General features: G+C 67.4%; 13 protein-coding genes. 8 read left to right on the top strand and 5 right to left on the bottom strand.

What is annotated here, in order from left to right:
- Window positions 1-21: 21 nt before the first annotated feature.
- Window positions 22-498 carry a hypothetical protein gene (locus tag CBM2594_RS14270; RefSeq protein WP_116357392.1) on the top strand — a complete coding sequence of 159 codons (477 nt, stop codon included), beginning with the start codon at window positions 22-24 and terminating at the stop codon, window positions 496-498.
- Window positions 499-765: 267 nt separating this feature from the next.
- Here CBM2594_RS14270 and CBM2594_RS14275 read toward each other — a convergent pair whose 3' ends face one another.
- A complete protein-coding gene (locus CBM2594_RS14275; RefSeq protein WP_116357393.1) occupies window positions 766-1,344 on the bottom strand; it encodes a histone H1-like DNA-binding protein in 579 nt (192 codons plus the stop codon).
- 1,540 nt (window positions 1,345-2,884) lie between these two features.
- Here CBM2594_RS14275 and CBM2594_RS14280 point away from each other — a divergent pair.
- Entirely contained in the window at window positions 2,885-3,349 is a 465-nt protein-coding gene (locus CBM2594_RS14280; protein WP_116357396.1) for a DUF2147 domain-containing protein, read from the top strand.
- A gap of 127 nt (window positions 3,350-3,476) precedes the next feature.
- On the opposite strand, the gene CBM2594_RS14285 is transcribed toward CBM2594_RS14280, so the two are convergent.
- Both CBM2594_RS14285 and CBM2594_RS14290 read right to left on the bottom strand, forming a co-directional pair.
- Window positions 3,477-5,597, bottom strand: a complete 2,121-nt coding sequence (locus CBM2594_RS14285) for a TonB-dependent receptor (protein ID WP_116357397.1) — start codon at window positions 5,595-5,597, stop codon at window positions 3,477-3,479.
- A gap of 189 nt (window positions 5,598-5,786) precedes the next feature.
- A complete protein-coding gene (locus CBM2594_RS14290; protein WP_116357398.1) occupies window positions 5,787-6,659 on the bottom strand; it encodes a LysR family transcriptional regulator in 873 nt (290 codons plus the stop codon).
- 129 nt (window positions 6,660-6,788) lie between these two features.
- Here CBM2594_RS14290 and CBM2594_RS14295 point away from each other — a divergent pair, with 129 nt between their 5' ends.
- The 3 genes from CBM2594_RS14295 to CBM2594_RS14305 all read left to right on the top strand — a co-directional run bounded on the left by CBM2594_RS14295 (window position 6,789) and on the right by CBM2594_RS14305 (window position 9,710).
- Window positions 6,789-7,181: a tautomerase family protein gene (locus tag CBM2594_RS14295; protein WP_116357399.1), complete on the top strand. Its 393-nt coding sequence runs from the start codon at window positions 6,789-6,791 to the stop codon at window positions 7,179-7,181.
- 202 nt (window positions 7,182-7,383) lie between these two features.
- Window positions 7,384-8,775 carry a GntP family permease gene (locus CBM2594_RS14300; RefSeq protein ID WP_116357400.1) on the top strand — a complete coding sequence of 464 codons (1,392 nt, stop codon included), beginning with the start codon at window positions 7,384-7,386 and terminating at the stop codon, window positions 8,773-8,775.
- Window positions 8,776-8,876: 101 nt separating this feature from the next.
- Window positions 8,877-9,710 (top strand): aldo/keto reductase, encoded by an 834-nt coding sequence (locus CBM2594_RS14305; RefSeq protein ID WP_116357401.1) that lies wholly within the window; start codon window positions 8,877-8,879, stop codon window positions 9,708-9,710.
- 18 nt (window positions 9,711-9,728) lie between these two features.
- On the opposite strand, the gene CBM2594_RS14310 is transcribed toward CBM2594_RS14305, so the two are convergent.
- On the bottom strand, window positions 9,729-10,151 hold the full coding sequence (locus CBM2594_RS14310) for a hypothetical protein (RefSeq protein ID WP_116357402.1): 423 nt from the start codon (window positions 10,149-10,151) through the stop codon (window positions 9,729-9,731).
- Between the two features lie 218 nt (window positions 10,152-10,369).
- Here CBM2594_RS14310 and CBM2594_RS14315 point away from each other — a divergent pair, with 218 nt between their 5' ends.
- Together CBM2594_RS14315 and CBM2594_RS14320 are read left to right on the top strand one after the other, a co-directional pair.
- On the top strand, window positions 10,370-10,948 hold the full coding sequence (locus CBM2594_RS14315) for a BPSL1445 family SYLF domain-containing lipoprotein (RefSeq protein ID WP_116357403.1): 579 nt from the start codon (window positions 10,370-10,372) through the stop codon (window positions 10,946-10,948).
- Window positions 10,949-11,056: 108 nt separating this feature from the next.
- A complete protein-coding gene (locus CBM2594_RS14320) occupies window positions 11,057-11,956 on the top strand; it encodes a recombination-associated protein RdgC (protein WP_116357404.1) in 900 nt (299 codons plus the stop codon).
- Window positions 11,957-12,010: 54 nt separating this feature from the next.
- Here the strand turns inward: CBM2594_RS14320 and CBM2594_RS14325 are convergent, their stop codons facing one another.
- On the bottom strand, window positions 12,011-12,454 hold the full coding sequence (locus CBM2594_RS14325; RefSeq protein ID WP_116357405.1) for a thioesterase family protein: 444 nt from the start codon (window positions 12,452-12,454) through the stop codon (window positions 12,011-12,013).
- A gap of 279 nt (window positions 12,455-12,733) precedes the next feature.
- Between CBM2594_RS14325 and CBM2594_RS14330 the strand changes: the two genes are divergently transcribed.
- Complete coding sequence (locus CBM2594_RS14330) at window positions 12,734-13,726, top strand: Bug family tripartite tricarboxylate transporter substrate binding protein (protein ID WP_116357406.1); 993 nt, start codon at window positions 12,734-12,736, stop codon at window positions 13,724-13,726.
- The last annotated feature ends 3 nt before the right edge of the window (window positions 13,727-13,729 follow it).

Raw genomic sequence — 13,729 nt, forward strand, 5'->3', positions numbered from 1 at the left:
GCGAATTTTTCGGGAACTGAGATGAACAACAAGCTACGCGGCGGCACGCTTGCCGTCCTTGGGGCCGCCCTGGCCGCCACCCTGGCGGCCGGCTGCGCCACGCAATCCAATTCCAACAGCGTCTACGGCACCGGCCAGGCGCAGCGCGAGCAGACCGTGCGCTACGGCGTGGTCGAAGGCATCCGCGAGGTCACCATCCAGGGCAACCAGAGCGGCGCCGGCACGCTGGCCGGCGGCGCCATCGGCGGCATCGCGGCGGGCAGCACCATCGGCGGCGGCAACGGCGCGGTGGCGGCCGGCATTCTGGGCGCGGTGCTGGGCGGCATCGCCGGCAGCGCGGCGGAGAACAAGATCAACCAGCGCCGCGCGCTGGAGATCACCGTGCGGCTGGACAACGGCGAGATGCGCGCGATCACGCAGGAAGCCGACGAAGCCTTCCGCCCCGGCGAACGGGTGCGGCTGCTGTCCTCGGGCGGCGTGACCCGCGTCACCCACTGACGGCCCGGCAGCTCGTCACCTAAGGCGCACCGCAAGCGCCGCACCCGCAAGGGCGCGGCGCTTTTTCTTTGGCCGCCCGGCATTCCTGCCTTGCCGTGGCCCGGCCCGCGCGCCCATGAAAAAACCCGCCGGGCGGTTGCCATCGGCGGGTCGGCAAGACCAGGTGTCTTGCGGACCGGATACGCGGTATCCGGTCATGCAGGCACGACTTGCGTGCCGTTGTGGTTCCTTGCGGAACGGGTAGGATCCACGCCGTGGCGGCGCAGCTTACGGACGGTTGCCCGTCGGGAACGGCCAGGCAGCAGCCGGGTTCAGCGCGGTCTTGGCAGCCGAAGCGGGAGCAACGGCAGGGGCCGCGGCAGGCTTGGCGGCAGCCTTCTTGGCAGCCGGCTTCTTGGCGGCAGCCTTCTTGGCGGCCGGCTTCTTCGCAGCAGCCTTCTTGGCCGGTGCAGCCTTCTTGGCAGCGGCCTTCTTGGCGGGCGCCTTCTTGGCGGCTGCCTTCTTGGCCGGTGCTGCCTTCTTGGCGGCGACCTTCTTCACCGCGGCCTTCTTGGCCGGTGCTGCCTTCTTGGCTGCAACCTTCTTGGTCGCGACCTTCTTGGCGGCTACCTTTTTCACTGCGGCCTTCTTGGCCGGTGCCTTCTTGGCGGCTGCCTTCTTGGCCGGTGCGGCCTTCTTGGCGGCGACCTTCTTCACCGCGGCCTTCTTGGCCGGTGCCTTCTTGGCGGCTGCCTTCTTGGCGGCCGGTGCAGCCTTCTTGGCGGCGACCTTCTTCACAGCAGCCTTCTTGGCGGCCGGCTTGGCGGCCTTCTTAGCCGCCGGCTTTTTCTTTGCAGCAGTTGCCATGGATAACTCCTTCACTAGAGAGTGAATATCGAATGACCTAAGTTGGCGACCCGACCGACCCGAGGCGCGCCACATCAGCGCGGCCCCAGTCGAGCGAGCGATTCATCGGCGTGCGGCTCGACCACTGCTGCACGCTAATGAATTCGGTTGCAGGCGCACCGCCCGTGGCGGTGACTTGGCGGCCGGAGCGAGCCCGCAAGCGGGTCTCGGGCACATGCCGCGCCCTGGAATATTCGATCCGCCCGCACCGCCCGTTGAGCCGGCGCGCGGCCAGAAATGAGGAGATATCGGACAGCTGGCCTGCGGTGCGGGCTTGGCCTCGCGCACGGCAGGCGGCATTCATTCGGTGGTAGCGGGTCCAACCCGTCAATGGACCAAAAGAGCGACCAAAGGAGACTGCACGCGTTTTAAGAAGCCGGTCGGGCCTGGTCTGCGTCAAAGTTCTCGTGCTCCTCAGCGACTACCTTCGTCATTGCATCGAAGCGCGCATCGCGCTTTTCGGTTCCATCTTGCTTCCTGCTTCGCTGCAATGAAGTGAGACTCTTGTCAAGGCGAATCATAATTCGTTTGCACCATGATGTTAAGAAAAAAGTGCAAAAAAACTTGCCTGCCTGCATCGCTCCAACTAGATCTCACGCGCGTCGTTACGAAGACGTTGCCGACGACATGCAGACGCGTCGCGCGCATGCCCATGCAGCGACCCATCACGCGCGCTCGCGCACGCTGCGCGACACCCGTTCGCCGACTGCGCGCGCCGCAGCTTTTACACACCGTCGCACGCACCGATGACAAGCTTCGCAGCATGCGCGCGGCGACGGTGAAAGGCCCCGCCGCACGTCATCGCACTTTCCGAAAAGCCGCATGGACAAAGGCTTTGCGGGCGATGCCCCGATGCGCGCGCGGCACGCCGCGAGCCGCGCGGCGGCGTGCGTCGACACGCGCGCGAGGCGAACACCGGCGCTCGCTCTGCATGCTTTACACACTCGCCCCGGCACGCGCGCACCGCGTTGCGCTCAGCGCTCGACAACATCGTCGTGAGTCGTCGCGCGACGCCATCGCCGAGCACGCGCGAGAGTGATGCGTGCACGCAACGGTTTGCATCGACGCAACATCGAAACAGCATCGCAAGGACATCGCGGCGGCATCGAAGCGTTGCGATCAAGCCAAGCCGCGACGATCGCGAAGCATCGCGGCAACACTCCGGCAGTCGCCGCGACGAACTCTCGTCGCGCAGGCCTGGCGCACTCGCTCGCCGCGCGATCCGGTGCGCGCGCGCCGCGCTTGGCGGGATGCGTTCGCGCCGTCGCGAAGCACGCGGCAAGGGTGGTGGCTGGTGCGTCGTACGTCCGCTTAGAGGATTGCTTCAGCGGCCGTGCGCAGGCCGTTTTGCTGCGCCACAAAAACCCGCAAACGACCGCTGCATGCGGCCTGGCCGGAAGCGGGCAAGCGCGGCGCAGCGGCGCGCGCCGCGCCGCGCCGGATTGCGGCGCGGCGGCTGCGCCAGTAGATTGGCGTGGCTACGAACCTCACAGGAGACATCATGCGCAGCCCTTCCCTCCTTGCTTGCACCGTGCGCGCCGCGGTGCTCGCCGCCACCCTGCTCGCCAGCGCCGCGGCGCTGGCGCAGGCCACGCCCAGCGGCACCTGGAAGACCATCGACGACAACACCGGCAAGCCGCGCGGGCTGGTGGAGATCACCGAGAAGAACGGCGTCTACAGCGGACGCCTGCTCAAGAGCTTCGTCGACAGCGACGGCAAGCCGCGGGTGTGCGACAAGTGCACCGACGCACGCAAGGACCAGCCGCTGATCGGCATGACCATCCTGTCGGGCCTGCGCAAGACCGGCGACAACGAGTGGAGCGGCGGCGAGATCCTCGATCCGGAGAACGGCAAGGTCTACAAGAGCAAGATGTCGCTGGCCGAGGATGGCAACAAGCTCAACGTGCGCGGCTTCATCGGCATCAGCCTGATCGGGCGCACCCAGACCTGGGAGCGCGAGCACTGAGCGCTGCCGGCACTCAGGGTTTCTCCGGGGCATGCCGTTGCATGCCCGGCTGAAGCGGGAACAGCAGGCGAAAAAAAAAACCGGGCGGTGATGAACCGCCCGGTTTTTTTGTCCCCGATGCTGCGCTTTACATGCGGTAGCGCAGCGTGGCCATGACGCTGCGCGGAGCGCCCGGCATGTTCAGGTTGGCGTTGGTGCCGTGCGCCGAGACGATGTAGCCCTTGTCGAGCAGGTTGTACACGTTCAGCTGCGCCTCGAAGGCGCCGCGGCGGTACCAGGCCATCGCGTCGGCGGTGACGTAGCCGGGCAGCGTCACGGTGTTGCCCGGATTCGCGAAGCGCTTGCCGACCAGGTTCAGGCCCGCGCCCACGCCGAAGCCGTGACCCAGATCCTTGGTCAGCCAGACGTTGCCGCTGTGCATCGGCGTAATCGTCGCGCGCTTGCCCTGCACCGGCTGTCCGGCATCGATCTGGGTGGAGTTAGTGACCCGGGCGTCAAGATACGCGTAGCCTGCCAGGACACGCCAGCCTTGCGGCAGTTCTGCGGCGCCGGACAATTCCACGCCATCGGTCCGTTGCGTGCCAATCGGGAGAATGGCGTTGCCGGCAGCGTTCTGCACCTTCATATTGCTGCGCTCCAGGCGGAACACCGAGATCGTGGTGCTGGCCTTGCCGTTCAGCCAGTCATACTTGGCACCGACTTCCGTATTCCTAGTGCTCTCCGGACCGAGATCCGCATTGTTTGCTGCCACGGCGAACGCTTCGCCCGACGGCTGGAACGACTTGCTCCAGGACACGTAGTACGACTGGGTCTTGGTCGGCTGCCAAACGAGGCCCGCGCGCGGGCTCCAGGCAGTGTCGGTTCGCGACAGATCGCGCTGGCCGGCGATGCGGTTGCGGGTCTCTTGCTGGAAGTTGTCGTAGCGCACACCCACCAGCGCCTTCCACTGTTCGCTGAAGGTGATCATGTCCTGGGTGTAGAACGCCAGGGTATTGAAGATGCCCAGGTTCGAGGTGGTCGGGTTGCCCGGCGCCTGACGCGGCAGCACCGGCAGCACCGGGTTGAACAGGTCGAAGGTGCCCGGCACCGGCTTGGTGTTGTTGATCTGGTCCTTGTTCTGCTGGCCGATCTCCATGCCGTACAGGATCTCGTGCCGGGTGCCGAAGAGCGTCGCCTTCTGGATCAGGTCGGTCTGGTTGAACCAGCCATGTTCCTCGCGGCGGACATTGCCGTGGTTCATGGTCAGCCGTTGCGTCGCTTCGTTGACCGCGGCGGTCAGCGTGTTGTTCCGGTCCAGCGAGTAGTGGTAATACCGCGTCGCATTGCGGATCGACCAGTTCTCATTGAAGCGATGGTTGATCGTGGCGGTACCGGAGAACACACGCGACTGCGAGTAGTCAGCATCGCGCGCGTTGGCCGCACCGTAGTAGCGCGACGCCGGCACGTCCACCGGCCGCCCGCGGTAAGCCGGGATGCCGAAGTCGGTCACGCGCCGGTCTTCCAGGTAGTCGGCCTGGAACAGCACGGTGGTCTCGGGCGCGACGCGCAGCTCCAGCGACGGCGCGATCGCCGCGCGGTCCAGGAACTGCTGCGAGCGGTAGCTGTTGGCCTTTTGCACCGCGCCGGTCACGCGGAACGCGGCGGCGCCGTCGGCAAACACGCGGCCCACGTCGGCTTCGGCGCGGCGGTCGGCCCACATGCCGTAGCTGAGCGCGAAGTCGGTGACGTCGATGCCAGGCTTCTTGGTCACGCGGTTGATCAGGCCGCCCGACGAGCCGCGCCCGTACAGCACCGCCGCCGGTCCCTTGATGACCTCGACGCGGTCGACGTTGGACATGTCGCGGAAGTACAGCGCATCGTCGCGGATGCCGTCGACGAACTGGTCGGCGATCGCGGTGAAGCCGCGGATCGAGACCTGGTCGCGCTGGCCGTCGCCGTGCGAGAACGACACGCCCGGCACGTTCTTCAGCGCGTCCTGCATCGAGGTGGCGTGCTGGTCGCGCATGACATCGGCGGTGACCACGTTGACGGTTTGCGGGACGTCGCGCAGCGGCGCCTCGGTCTTGGTCGCGCTGACCGCATTGGGCGGGTTGTAGCCCGTGCCCAGTTCACGGCTGACGTCCGCCTTGACGGTGACCTCCGGCAACTGCGCCGGCGCCGCCGGTGCGGCTTGTGCCCACACCAGCACCGGTTGAAAAACGAAGCTCCCCGCCACCGCGGCACAAATCGGGTGAAGTTTTATTCTCATTGGCCTGTAATCGACTGTAATAATTTGGAAATGCGGGCGCATTATCGATTACGGGATTGTCATGGTCAACGAGATTGCGAATTATTCCTATTCCCACTCCGGATATGTTGCTTTCAACACAACCGGGGCCGATGGCGGCATCCGGTCTGTGATCCCTTTGTCATCTTTTTCTGACTCCAGGCGGTCCTGCTAGGCCAGTTGTGCGGCCAGCGCATCGCGCGCTTCCGCAATGAAGGCCGACTCCCCGCGCCGCGCCGGCAGCAGGAAGAACTCCGCCTCCGGCAACCGCGGCAACCCCAGCCGCGCGACCGTGGCAGCGTCCAGCGGCGCCACGCCGGGCCCGATCGCCGACGCGTTCAGGCACGACAGGCCCAGCCCCGCCGCCAGCGCCAGGTGCAGCCCCGCCACGCCTGACGCCGAGTGCGCGATCTCGAACGGCACCCGCTTGCGCAGCAGCCGCTGCACCACGTACTGGTGCAGCGAGCAGGTGTCGGGCAGCAGCACCAGGGGCAGGGTCGCGGGCAGGCTGTCGGCCTCGGCCGGCGCCGCCACCCAGGCCAGCGGCTCGCGGCGCAGCACGGTGCCGCGCGCGGCCGGCCCGCGCGTGCCGGGCAGCCGCATGCTGAGGCCGATATCGAAGGCGTCGCGCGCCTCTGCGGCATCGATCGCCGCGCTCTTCATCACCGTCACGTGCAGGCGCAGGTACGGATAGCGCTCGCGCAGGCGGCGCAGCATGCCGGCGATCTCGCCCGGACGGAAGTAGTCGGTCACCGCCAGGCGCAGCTCGCCCTCCAGCGCGTGGCCGCGCAGCTCCTGCAGCGCCAGTTCGTTCAGCGCCAGGATGCGCCGCGCATGATCCAGCAAGCGCTGTCCGGCCGGCGTCAGCTGCGCGCCGTGGCGGCCGCGCGTCAGCAGCGGCACGCCGGCGCGCTCTTCCAGCTTGCGCAGCTGCTCGCTGACCGACGACTGCGACAGGAACAGCCTGGGCGCGGCGGCCGACAGGCTGCCGCTGTCGGCAACCGTCACGAAGGTGCGCAACTGGTCGGTGTCGAATCCACGCATGGCTGGTCTCCGGCAGGGTCGAATTGATTCGGGATAGCCGATGGAAGGCATCGATTATTCCCGCTATTCCGATACTACACCACGCCCTACCATGGCTTCACCCACCCGCTCAAACCCAAGGAGCCCGCCATGCCCCACATCGTCCTGCACCTGTCCGGCCAAGCCGATGCCGACCTCACCCGCCGCAGCGCCAAGGCGATCGCCGACCTGACCGAGCGCGTGCTCGGCAAGCGGCGCGACGTGATCGCCGTCACGGTCCAGTACATCCCGCACGACAGCTGGATCATCGGCGACGCGCCGCTGTCCGAGCAGGGCCGCAACGCCTTCCACCTTGACATCAGCGTGACCGATGAAACCAACACCAAGGCGGAGAAGGCGCAGTTCATCGCGGCCGTGTTCGAGACCATGTCCGGGCTGCTGGGCAACCTGCATCCGGTCTCCTACGTCCACGTGATCGACGCCCGCGCCGCGGCGTATGGCTACGGCGGGCGCACGCAGGAGTATCGTCACCAGCACGGGTGAAGCCGCCCCGCTCCTTCACGCCGGCCGGCGCCAGCGCACCGGCCGGCGGCGAGCCGCGAGGTTTCGCCGCCGGCCAAGCTGTGGCACAGTCCCCGGCTGATCCCTTTTCCTGACGCACAGAAAGAGACAACGCGCCACAAGCGCAGGCCCCCGCGCGGCAACGGACCGCACCTCAGGAGAAGGCAACCCTGAAGGAGATCCGATGTCGTTCCTGATCGTACTGGCAGCCCTTGCCTTCCTGATGTTCGCCGCGTACCGCGGCTACAGCGTGATCCTGTTCGCGCCGATCGCCGCGCTGGCGGCGGTGCTGCTGACCGAGCCGTCGGCGGTGGCGCCGGTGTTCAGCGGCATCTTCATGGAGAAGATGGTCGGCTTCGTGAAGCTGTATTTCCCTGTCTTCTTATTAGGCGCGGTGTTCGGCAAGGTAGTCGAGCTGTCGGGCTTTTCCGAGTCCATCGTCGCCGCGGCGATCCGCTATATCGGGCGGTCGCGCGCCAACGCGGTAATCGTCACGGTGTGCGCGCTGCTGACCTATGGCGGCGTGTCGCTGTTCGTGGTGGTGTTCGCGGTCTACCCGTTCGCCGCCGAGCTGTATCGCCAGAGCAACATCCCCAAGCGACTGATGCCGGGCGCGATCGCGCTGGGCGCGTTCTCGTTCACCATGGATTCGCTGCCGGGCACCCCGCAGATCCAGAACATCATTCCCACCAACTTCTTCAACACCACCTCGTGGGCCGCGCCGGTGCTGGGCGTGGCGGGCTCGCTGTTTATCCTGGTGGTGGGCCTGAGCTACCTGGAATGGCGCCGCCGCGCCGCCGCCGCGCGCGGCGAGGGCTATGGCACCAACCTGCGCAACGAGCCCGAGCGCAGCCAGGCCGGCAAGCTGCCGCACCCGCTGCTGGCGCTGCTGCCGCTGGTGGTGGTGGGCGTGGCCAACTTCTGGCTGACGCGGATGATTCCGCAGTGGTACGGCGAATCCAGCAGCGTGGCGCTGCCCGGCCTGGCCACGCCGGTGGAAACCAGCATCGCCAGCGTCACCGCGATCTGGGCGGTGGAAGGCGCGCTGCTGCTGGGCATCGCCGTGGTGCTGCTGACCGCCTTCGGCGCCCTGCGCGAGCGTTTTGCCGAGGGCACCAAGGGCGCGGTCGGCGGCGCGCTGCTGGCGTCGATGAACACCGCGTCGGAATACGGCTTCGGCGGCGTCATCGCGGCGCTGCCGGGCTTCCTGGTGGTCAGCGATGCGCTGCGCGCCATCCCCAACCCGCTGGTCAATGCCGCGGTCTCGGTCAGCACGCTGGCCGGCATCACCGGGTCGGCCTCGGGCGGCATGAGCATTGCGCTGGCGGCGATGTCGCAGACCTTTATCGCGGGCGCGCAGGCCATGCAGATCCCGCTGGAGGTGCTGCACCGCGTGGTGTCGATGGCCAGCGGCGGCATGGACACCCTGCCGCACAACGGCGCGGTGATCACGCTGCTGGCGGTGACCGGCCTGACCCACCGCGAGTCCTACCGCGATATCTTCGCGGTCACGCTGATCAAGACCGCCGCGGTGTTCTTCGTCATCGCGCTGTATTTTCTGACCGGACTGGTTTGAAGCATTGCCGGCGCGCGCGGGTTGTACATTGCCGGTGTTGTTAACTAGTGTGGTTGGGTGCCGCCGGGCGCCCAACCCGCGGCCAAACTGGAAGCCAAGCAATGAAGCAAGTCACCCTGCCCGACGGCGAGCGCGTCCCGGCGCTCGGCATGGGCACATGGAATATGGGAGAGTCGGCCGCCGCGCGCGCGGAAGAGATCGCCACGCTGCGCCTGGGGCTGGACCTGGGCCTGCGCCTGATCGATACCGCCGAGATGTACGGCGAAGGCCAGTCCGAGGCCATGATCGGCGAGGCCATCGCCGGCCGGCGCGACCAGGCCTTCCTGGTCAGCAAGGTCTATCCCTTCAACGCCTGCCGGCGCGGCACCGTGCAGGCCTGCGAGCGCAGCCTGCAGCGGCTGGGCACCGACCGCATCGACCTTTACCTGCTGCACTGGCGCGGCGGCGTGCCGCTGGAAGAGACCGTGCAGGCGATGGAGGCCTTGCAGCGCGACGGCAAGATCCGCCACTGGGGCGTCAGCAACCTGGACCTGTCCAATATGCAGGAATTGTGGGACGCGCCGGGCGGTAGCCGCGTGGCCACCAACCAGCTGCTGTACAACCTGGGCCGGCGCGGCATCGAATGGGACCTGTTGCCGTGGCTGCGCCAGCGCGGCGTGCCGGTGATGGCGTATTCCCCGATCGAACAGTCGCGCCTGCTGGGGCATCCCGGGCTGAAGCGCTTCGCGCGCGACCACGGCATGAGCGCGGCGCAGGCGGCGCTGGCCTGGCTGCTGGCGCAGGACGGCGTCATCGCCATCCCCAAGACCAGCCGGCGCGATCGGCTACAGGAAAACCTGGAGGCGCTGTCGAAGCCGCTGTCGCCCGCCCAGCTGGCCGAGATCGACCGCATCTTCCCGCCGCCCGACGGCCCGGGGGCGCTGGAAATGCTCTGAGCTGCCGCAGGCTCGCCGTCAGTTCTGGCGAGCTAGGTAGCGCTCGCGCTCGACGTAGCGCACCAGGTAGTTGCGCGCCTTGTCGCGGGTGTCGCTGGTGACGCGCGCCGCTGCCTGGCGCGCGCTGCTCTTGCCGTGCGACGACGACATCTGCGCATCGAGATAGCTGCGGAACGCATTGTGCATCGCGTCCAGCTCGGGCTGGCACGCGGACAGCGCCAGGTCGGCCACGTCCTTCGAATGGCCCTTGGCCGACAGGTTGCCGTTCGCCTTCTTCTGCGTGCAATCCATGTATTTGGCGCGCAGCGCCTGCCATTCGCTGCCGGCGTCGGCCGCCGCGGCAGACCCTGCCGCGGCGGCTGCGTCAGCGGTAGCCCCCGGAGGCTGGGAAGCGCATGCGGCCAGCAGCAACAGCGGCAAGGCGGTGAGAAGTTTCTTCATAGCGGGTCAAGATGCAAATGCAGTGGCGGCGCAGCGGCGGTCACATGGCGATCCACCAGCCATGGGACGTACCGGGCGCAAGGCCCATTATTCTTGCCGCGAACGGCCGTCGCGCACCACCTTCGTCACAAATGGAAACGACTCGGCGGCGTGAATCTTTTACCCGGGTGATTTCGGCGCCTATGCTTCAAAGGCGACAACAACACCAAGGAGACGAGATGAAACGTCGAACCTTCCTTTCGGCCAGCGCGGGTCTGGCCCTCGGCACGCTGGCCACCGGCGCGTGCACCACCACCAAGCCCGATGCGCCCGCCGACAAGGCCGCGCGCCGGCGTGAACTGGATTCCGGCTCGGACGCCACGCTGTCGCGTCTGTACGGCTCGGTCAACGGCGCGCGCGAGCTGGGCAGCCGCGCGCGCGGCATTCTGGTGTTCCCGAAGACCCTGTCGGCGGGCTTTATCGTCGGCGGCGAGTATGGCGACGGCACGCTGCGCTCTGGCGGCGGCACGCGCGGCTACTACCGGCTGATCTCAGGCTCGGTGGGCTGGCAGATCGGTGCGCAGTCCAAGTCGGTGATCCTGATGTTCATGACGCAGGACGCCTACGACAAATTCATGCGCAGCAGCGGCTGGACCGCGGGCGTCGATGCCACCGTCGCGCTGGCGACCGTTGGCGCAAACGGCGTACTGGATACCAATACCGCCCAGCAGCCCATCGTCGGCTTCGTCATGACCAATGCCGGCCTGATGGCGGGCCTGAGTTTCGAGGGCAGCAAGATCACCAGGCTCGACCTGTAGCAGCGCTTTGCGGTTGCCGCCGCGCGGCCGGCGCGTCGCGCGGCGCGGGCATTTTTCGCGGCCGCGCGCCGCGGGGCGTTAGAATTCGTCCCTTTGGCCGAATTCCCCATGTGGTTCAAGAATCTGCAGGTCCATCGTTTCTCCGCCCCGTGGTCGCTGAGCGCCGACGAGGTCGAAGCCAGCCTGGCGAAGCACGCCTTCTTTCCCGGCACCAGTCTCGAAATGCAGACGCAGGGCTGGGCCTCGCCGCGTGACAACGGCCAGCTGGTCCATACCGTCGGCCGCCAGATGCTGCTGACGCTGCGCACCGAAAAAAAGCTGCTGCCCACCACCGTGGTCAACCAGGTCACGCGCGCCCGCGCCGCCGAGATCGAAGAGCAGCAAGGCTACAAGCCCGGCCGCAAGCAAATGAAGGAACTGAAGGAGCAGGTCACCGAAGAACTGCTTCCGCGCGCCTTCAGCATCCGCCGCGACACGCGCGTGTGGATCGATCCGGACAACGGCTGGCTGGCCATCGACGCCGCCGCCGCGGCCAAGGCCGATGAAGTGCGCGGCATGCTGTTCAAGGCGCTGGATCCGCTGCCGCTGATCAACCTGCACGTCAACCAGTCGCCGGTGGCGGCCATGACCGAATGGCTGGCCGGCGATGCGGCCCCCGCCGGCTTTACCGTCGACCAGGAAATCGAGCTGCAGTCCGGCGCCGAAAGCAAGGCCACGGTCCGCTACGTGCGCCACCCGCTCGACCCGGAAGACCTGCGCCGCCATATCGCCGCCGGCAAGCGCTGCACGCGCCTGGCGATGACCTGGAACGACCGCGTCTCGTTCGTGCTGACCGACGGTCTGGTGGTCAAGAAAGTCGCGCCGCTCGACGTGATCAAGGAACAGGCCGACGGCACCGCGCACGACGAAGACGAGCGCTTCGACGCGGACTTCACCATGATGGCGGGCGAGCTGTCCGGCATGCTGGTCGACCTGACCGAGGCGCTTGGCGGCGAGCGCAAGGCCTGAGCCGCATCCCGCGCAAGCACGTGGCGCTGTCAGCGGACAGCGCCACGCCATCGGCTACTCCACCCAGTTCACCTTCGGGAAGCGCCCGGCGAACCCCGCCGGCATCGCCACCACTTTCTTCGCCACGTAGTCGAAGAAAACAAAGCCCGACTTGGCCATCGCGATCAGCGCGCCATCGGCCGGCCGCGTGATGCGGAAGATGATGTCGCCGCCGTACTTGTTGAAGTCCATCACGCCCACCTCGAACAGCAGCTGGTCGCGCGCATGGGCCTCGTTGCGGTACATCGTGGCCAGGTCGGTGACGATGATGCCGACCCCTTCCTCGCGCACGTCCTCGCTGCCGAACTCGAACAGGAAGCGCGCCCGCGCCTCCGAAATCATTGAGATCATCGAATCATTGGCAAGGTGATTGGCCGAATTGATGTCCGTCACGCGCACAGTGAGGTGCGTGGCATAGCAAAGCTGGTCGGCAGGCAGGTCGAGTTTGAGGCGGGCCATGTTGGATCAAGCTGGAAATGGATCAAACGCCGCACAAGCGATCAGACTGACCGCGCCGGCAGCGGGCGCCCATCATAAGCGATGCCGCGGCTCGATTGCGGCACTGCCGCATCCGCCCCTGCGCAAACCCGATCCGGGTAAGTACTCCCCACGGTTCTCGTCCATTCCGTCGATGCCGCGCAGCGCCGCGGCCTCGTACGCTGCGCCTTGCCGTGGCCCACTGGCGCACTGCCGCCCGGGCCGCATGCCGACACGACGTCAACCACTGGAGGAGACATCATGCAAGCCGACCGCCGCAAGGCCCTGCACTGGCTGGGAGCCGGATCCCTGGCCGCCGCCGCGACAACCCTGGGCATCGGACCGGCCCGGGCCCAGCAATCCTGGCCGGCGCGCCCGGTGCGGCTGGTGGTGCCCTACCCGCCCGGCGGCGCCACCGACGTGCTGGCGCGCGCGCTGGGCGACCCGCTCGGCAAGCTGTGGCAGCGCCCGGTGATCGTCGAGAACCGGCCCGGCGTGGGCGGCATGATCGGCGCCGACGTGGTCGCCAAGGCGCAGCCCGACGGCTACACGCTGCTGCTGGGCCTGCCCAGCCTGGTGCAGACGCCCTATATGGTGGCCAAGCCGCCGTTCGACCCGCTGCGCGACCTGACCGCCATCGGCCAGCTATGCACCTCCAGCCTGGTGCTGACCGCCAGCAGCACCATGCCGCGCACGCTGCAGCAGATGGTGGCCCTGGCCAAGTCCCAGCCGGACAAATATTCCTATGGCACCTACGGCATCGGCACCGGCGCCCATCTCTACATGCAGGTTTTCCTGAAGGATGCCGGCGCCCAGCTGGTCCACGTGCCGTACAAGGGCGAAGCGCCGATTGCCACCGACCTGATCGGCGGCCAGATCTCGCTGGGCACGCTGTCGCCAATGACAGTGCGCCAGCACGCGCGCACCGGCAAGCTGCAGCCGCTGGCCGTGACCGGCAACACCCGCGCGCCGATGCTGCCCGACGTGCCCACCTTCCAGGAACTCGGCTTCAAGGGGCTGGACGGCCCGGCGTGGCTGGGCCTGTTCACCACGGCCGGCACGCCGCAGGCCATCGTCGACAAGATCGCAGCCGACGTCGAAACGGTGATGGCCGCGGCCGACATCCGCCAACGGCTGGGGGAGCTGGGGCTGATCGTCAAGACCACGCAGCCGGCGGCTTTTGCGGCGACGACCCGTGCTGATCAGGCGTATTGGGGTAACGTGATCAAGGAGAACAATATTCGGCTGGAGTGAGGG

Source organism: Cupriavidus taiwanensis (genome assembly GCF_900249755.1).
GTDB lineage: Bacteria > Pseudomonadota > Gammaproteobacteria > Burkholderiales > Burkholderiaceae > Cupriavidus > Cupriavidus taiwanensis_D.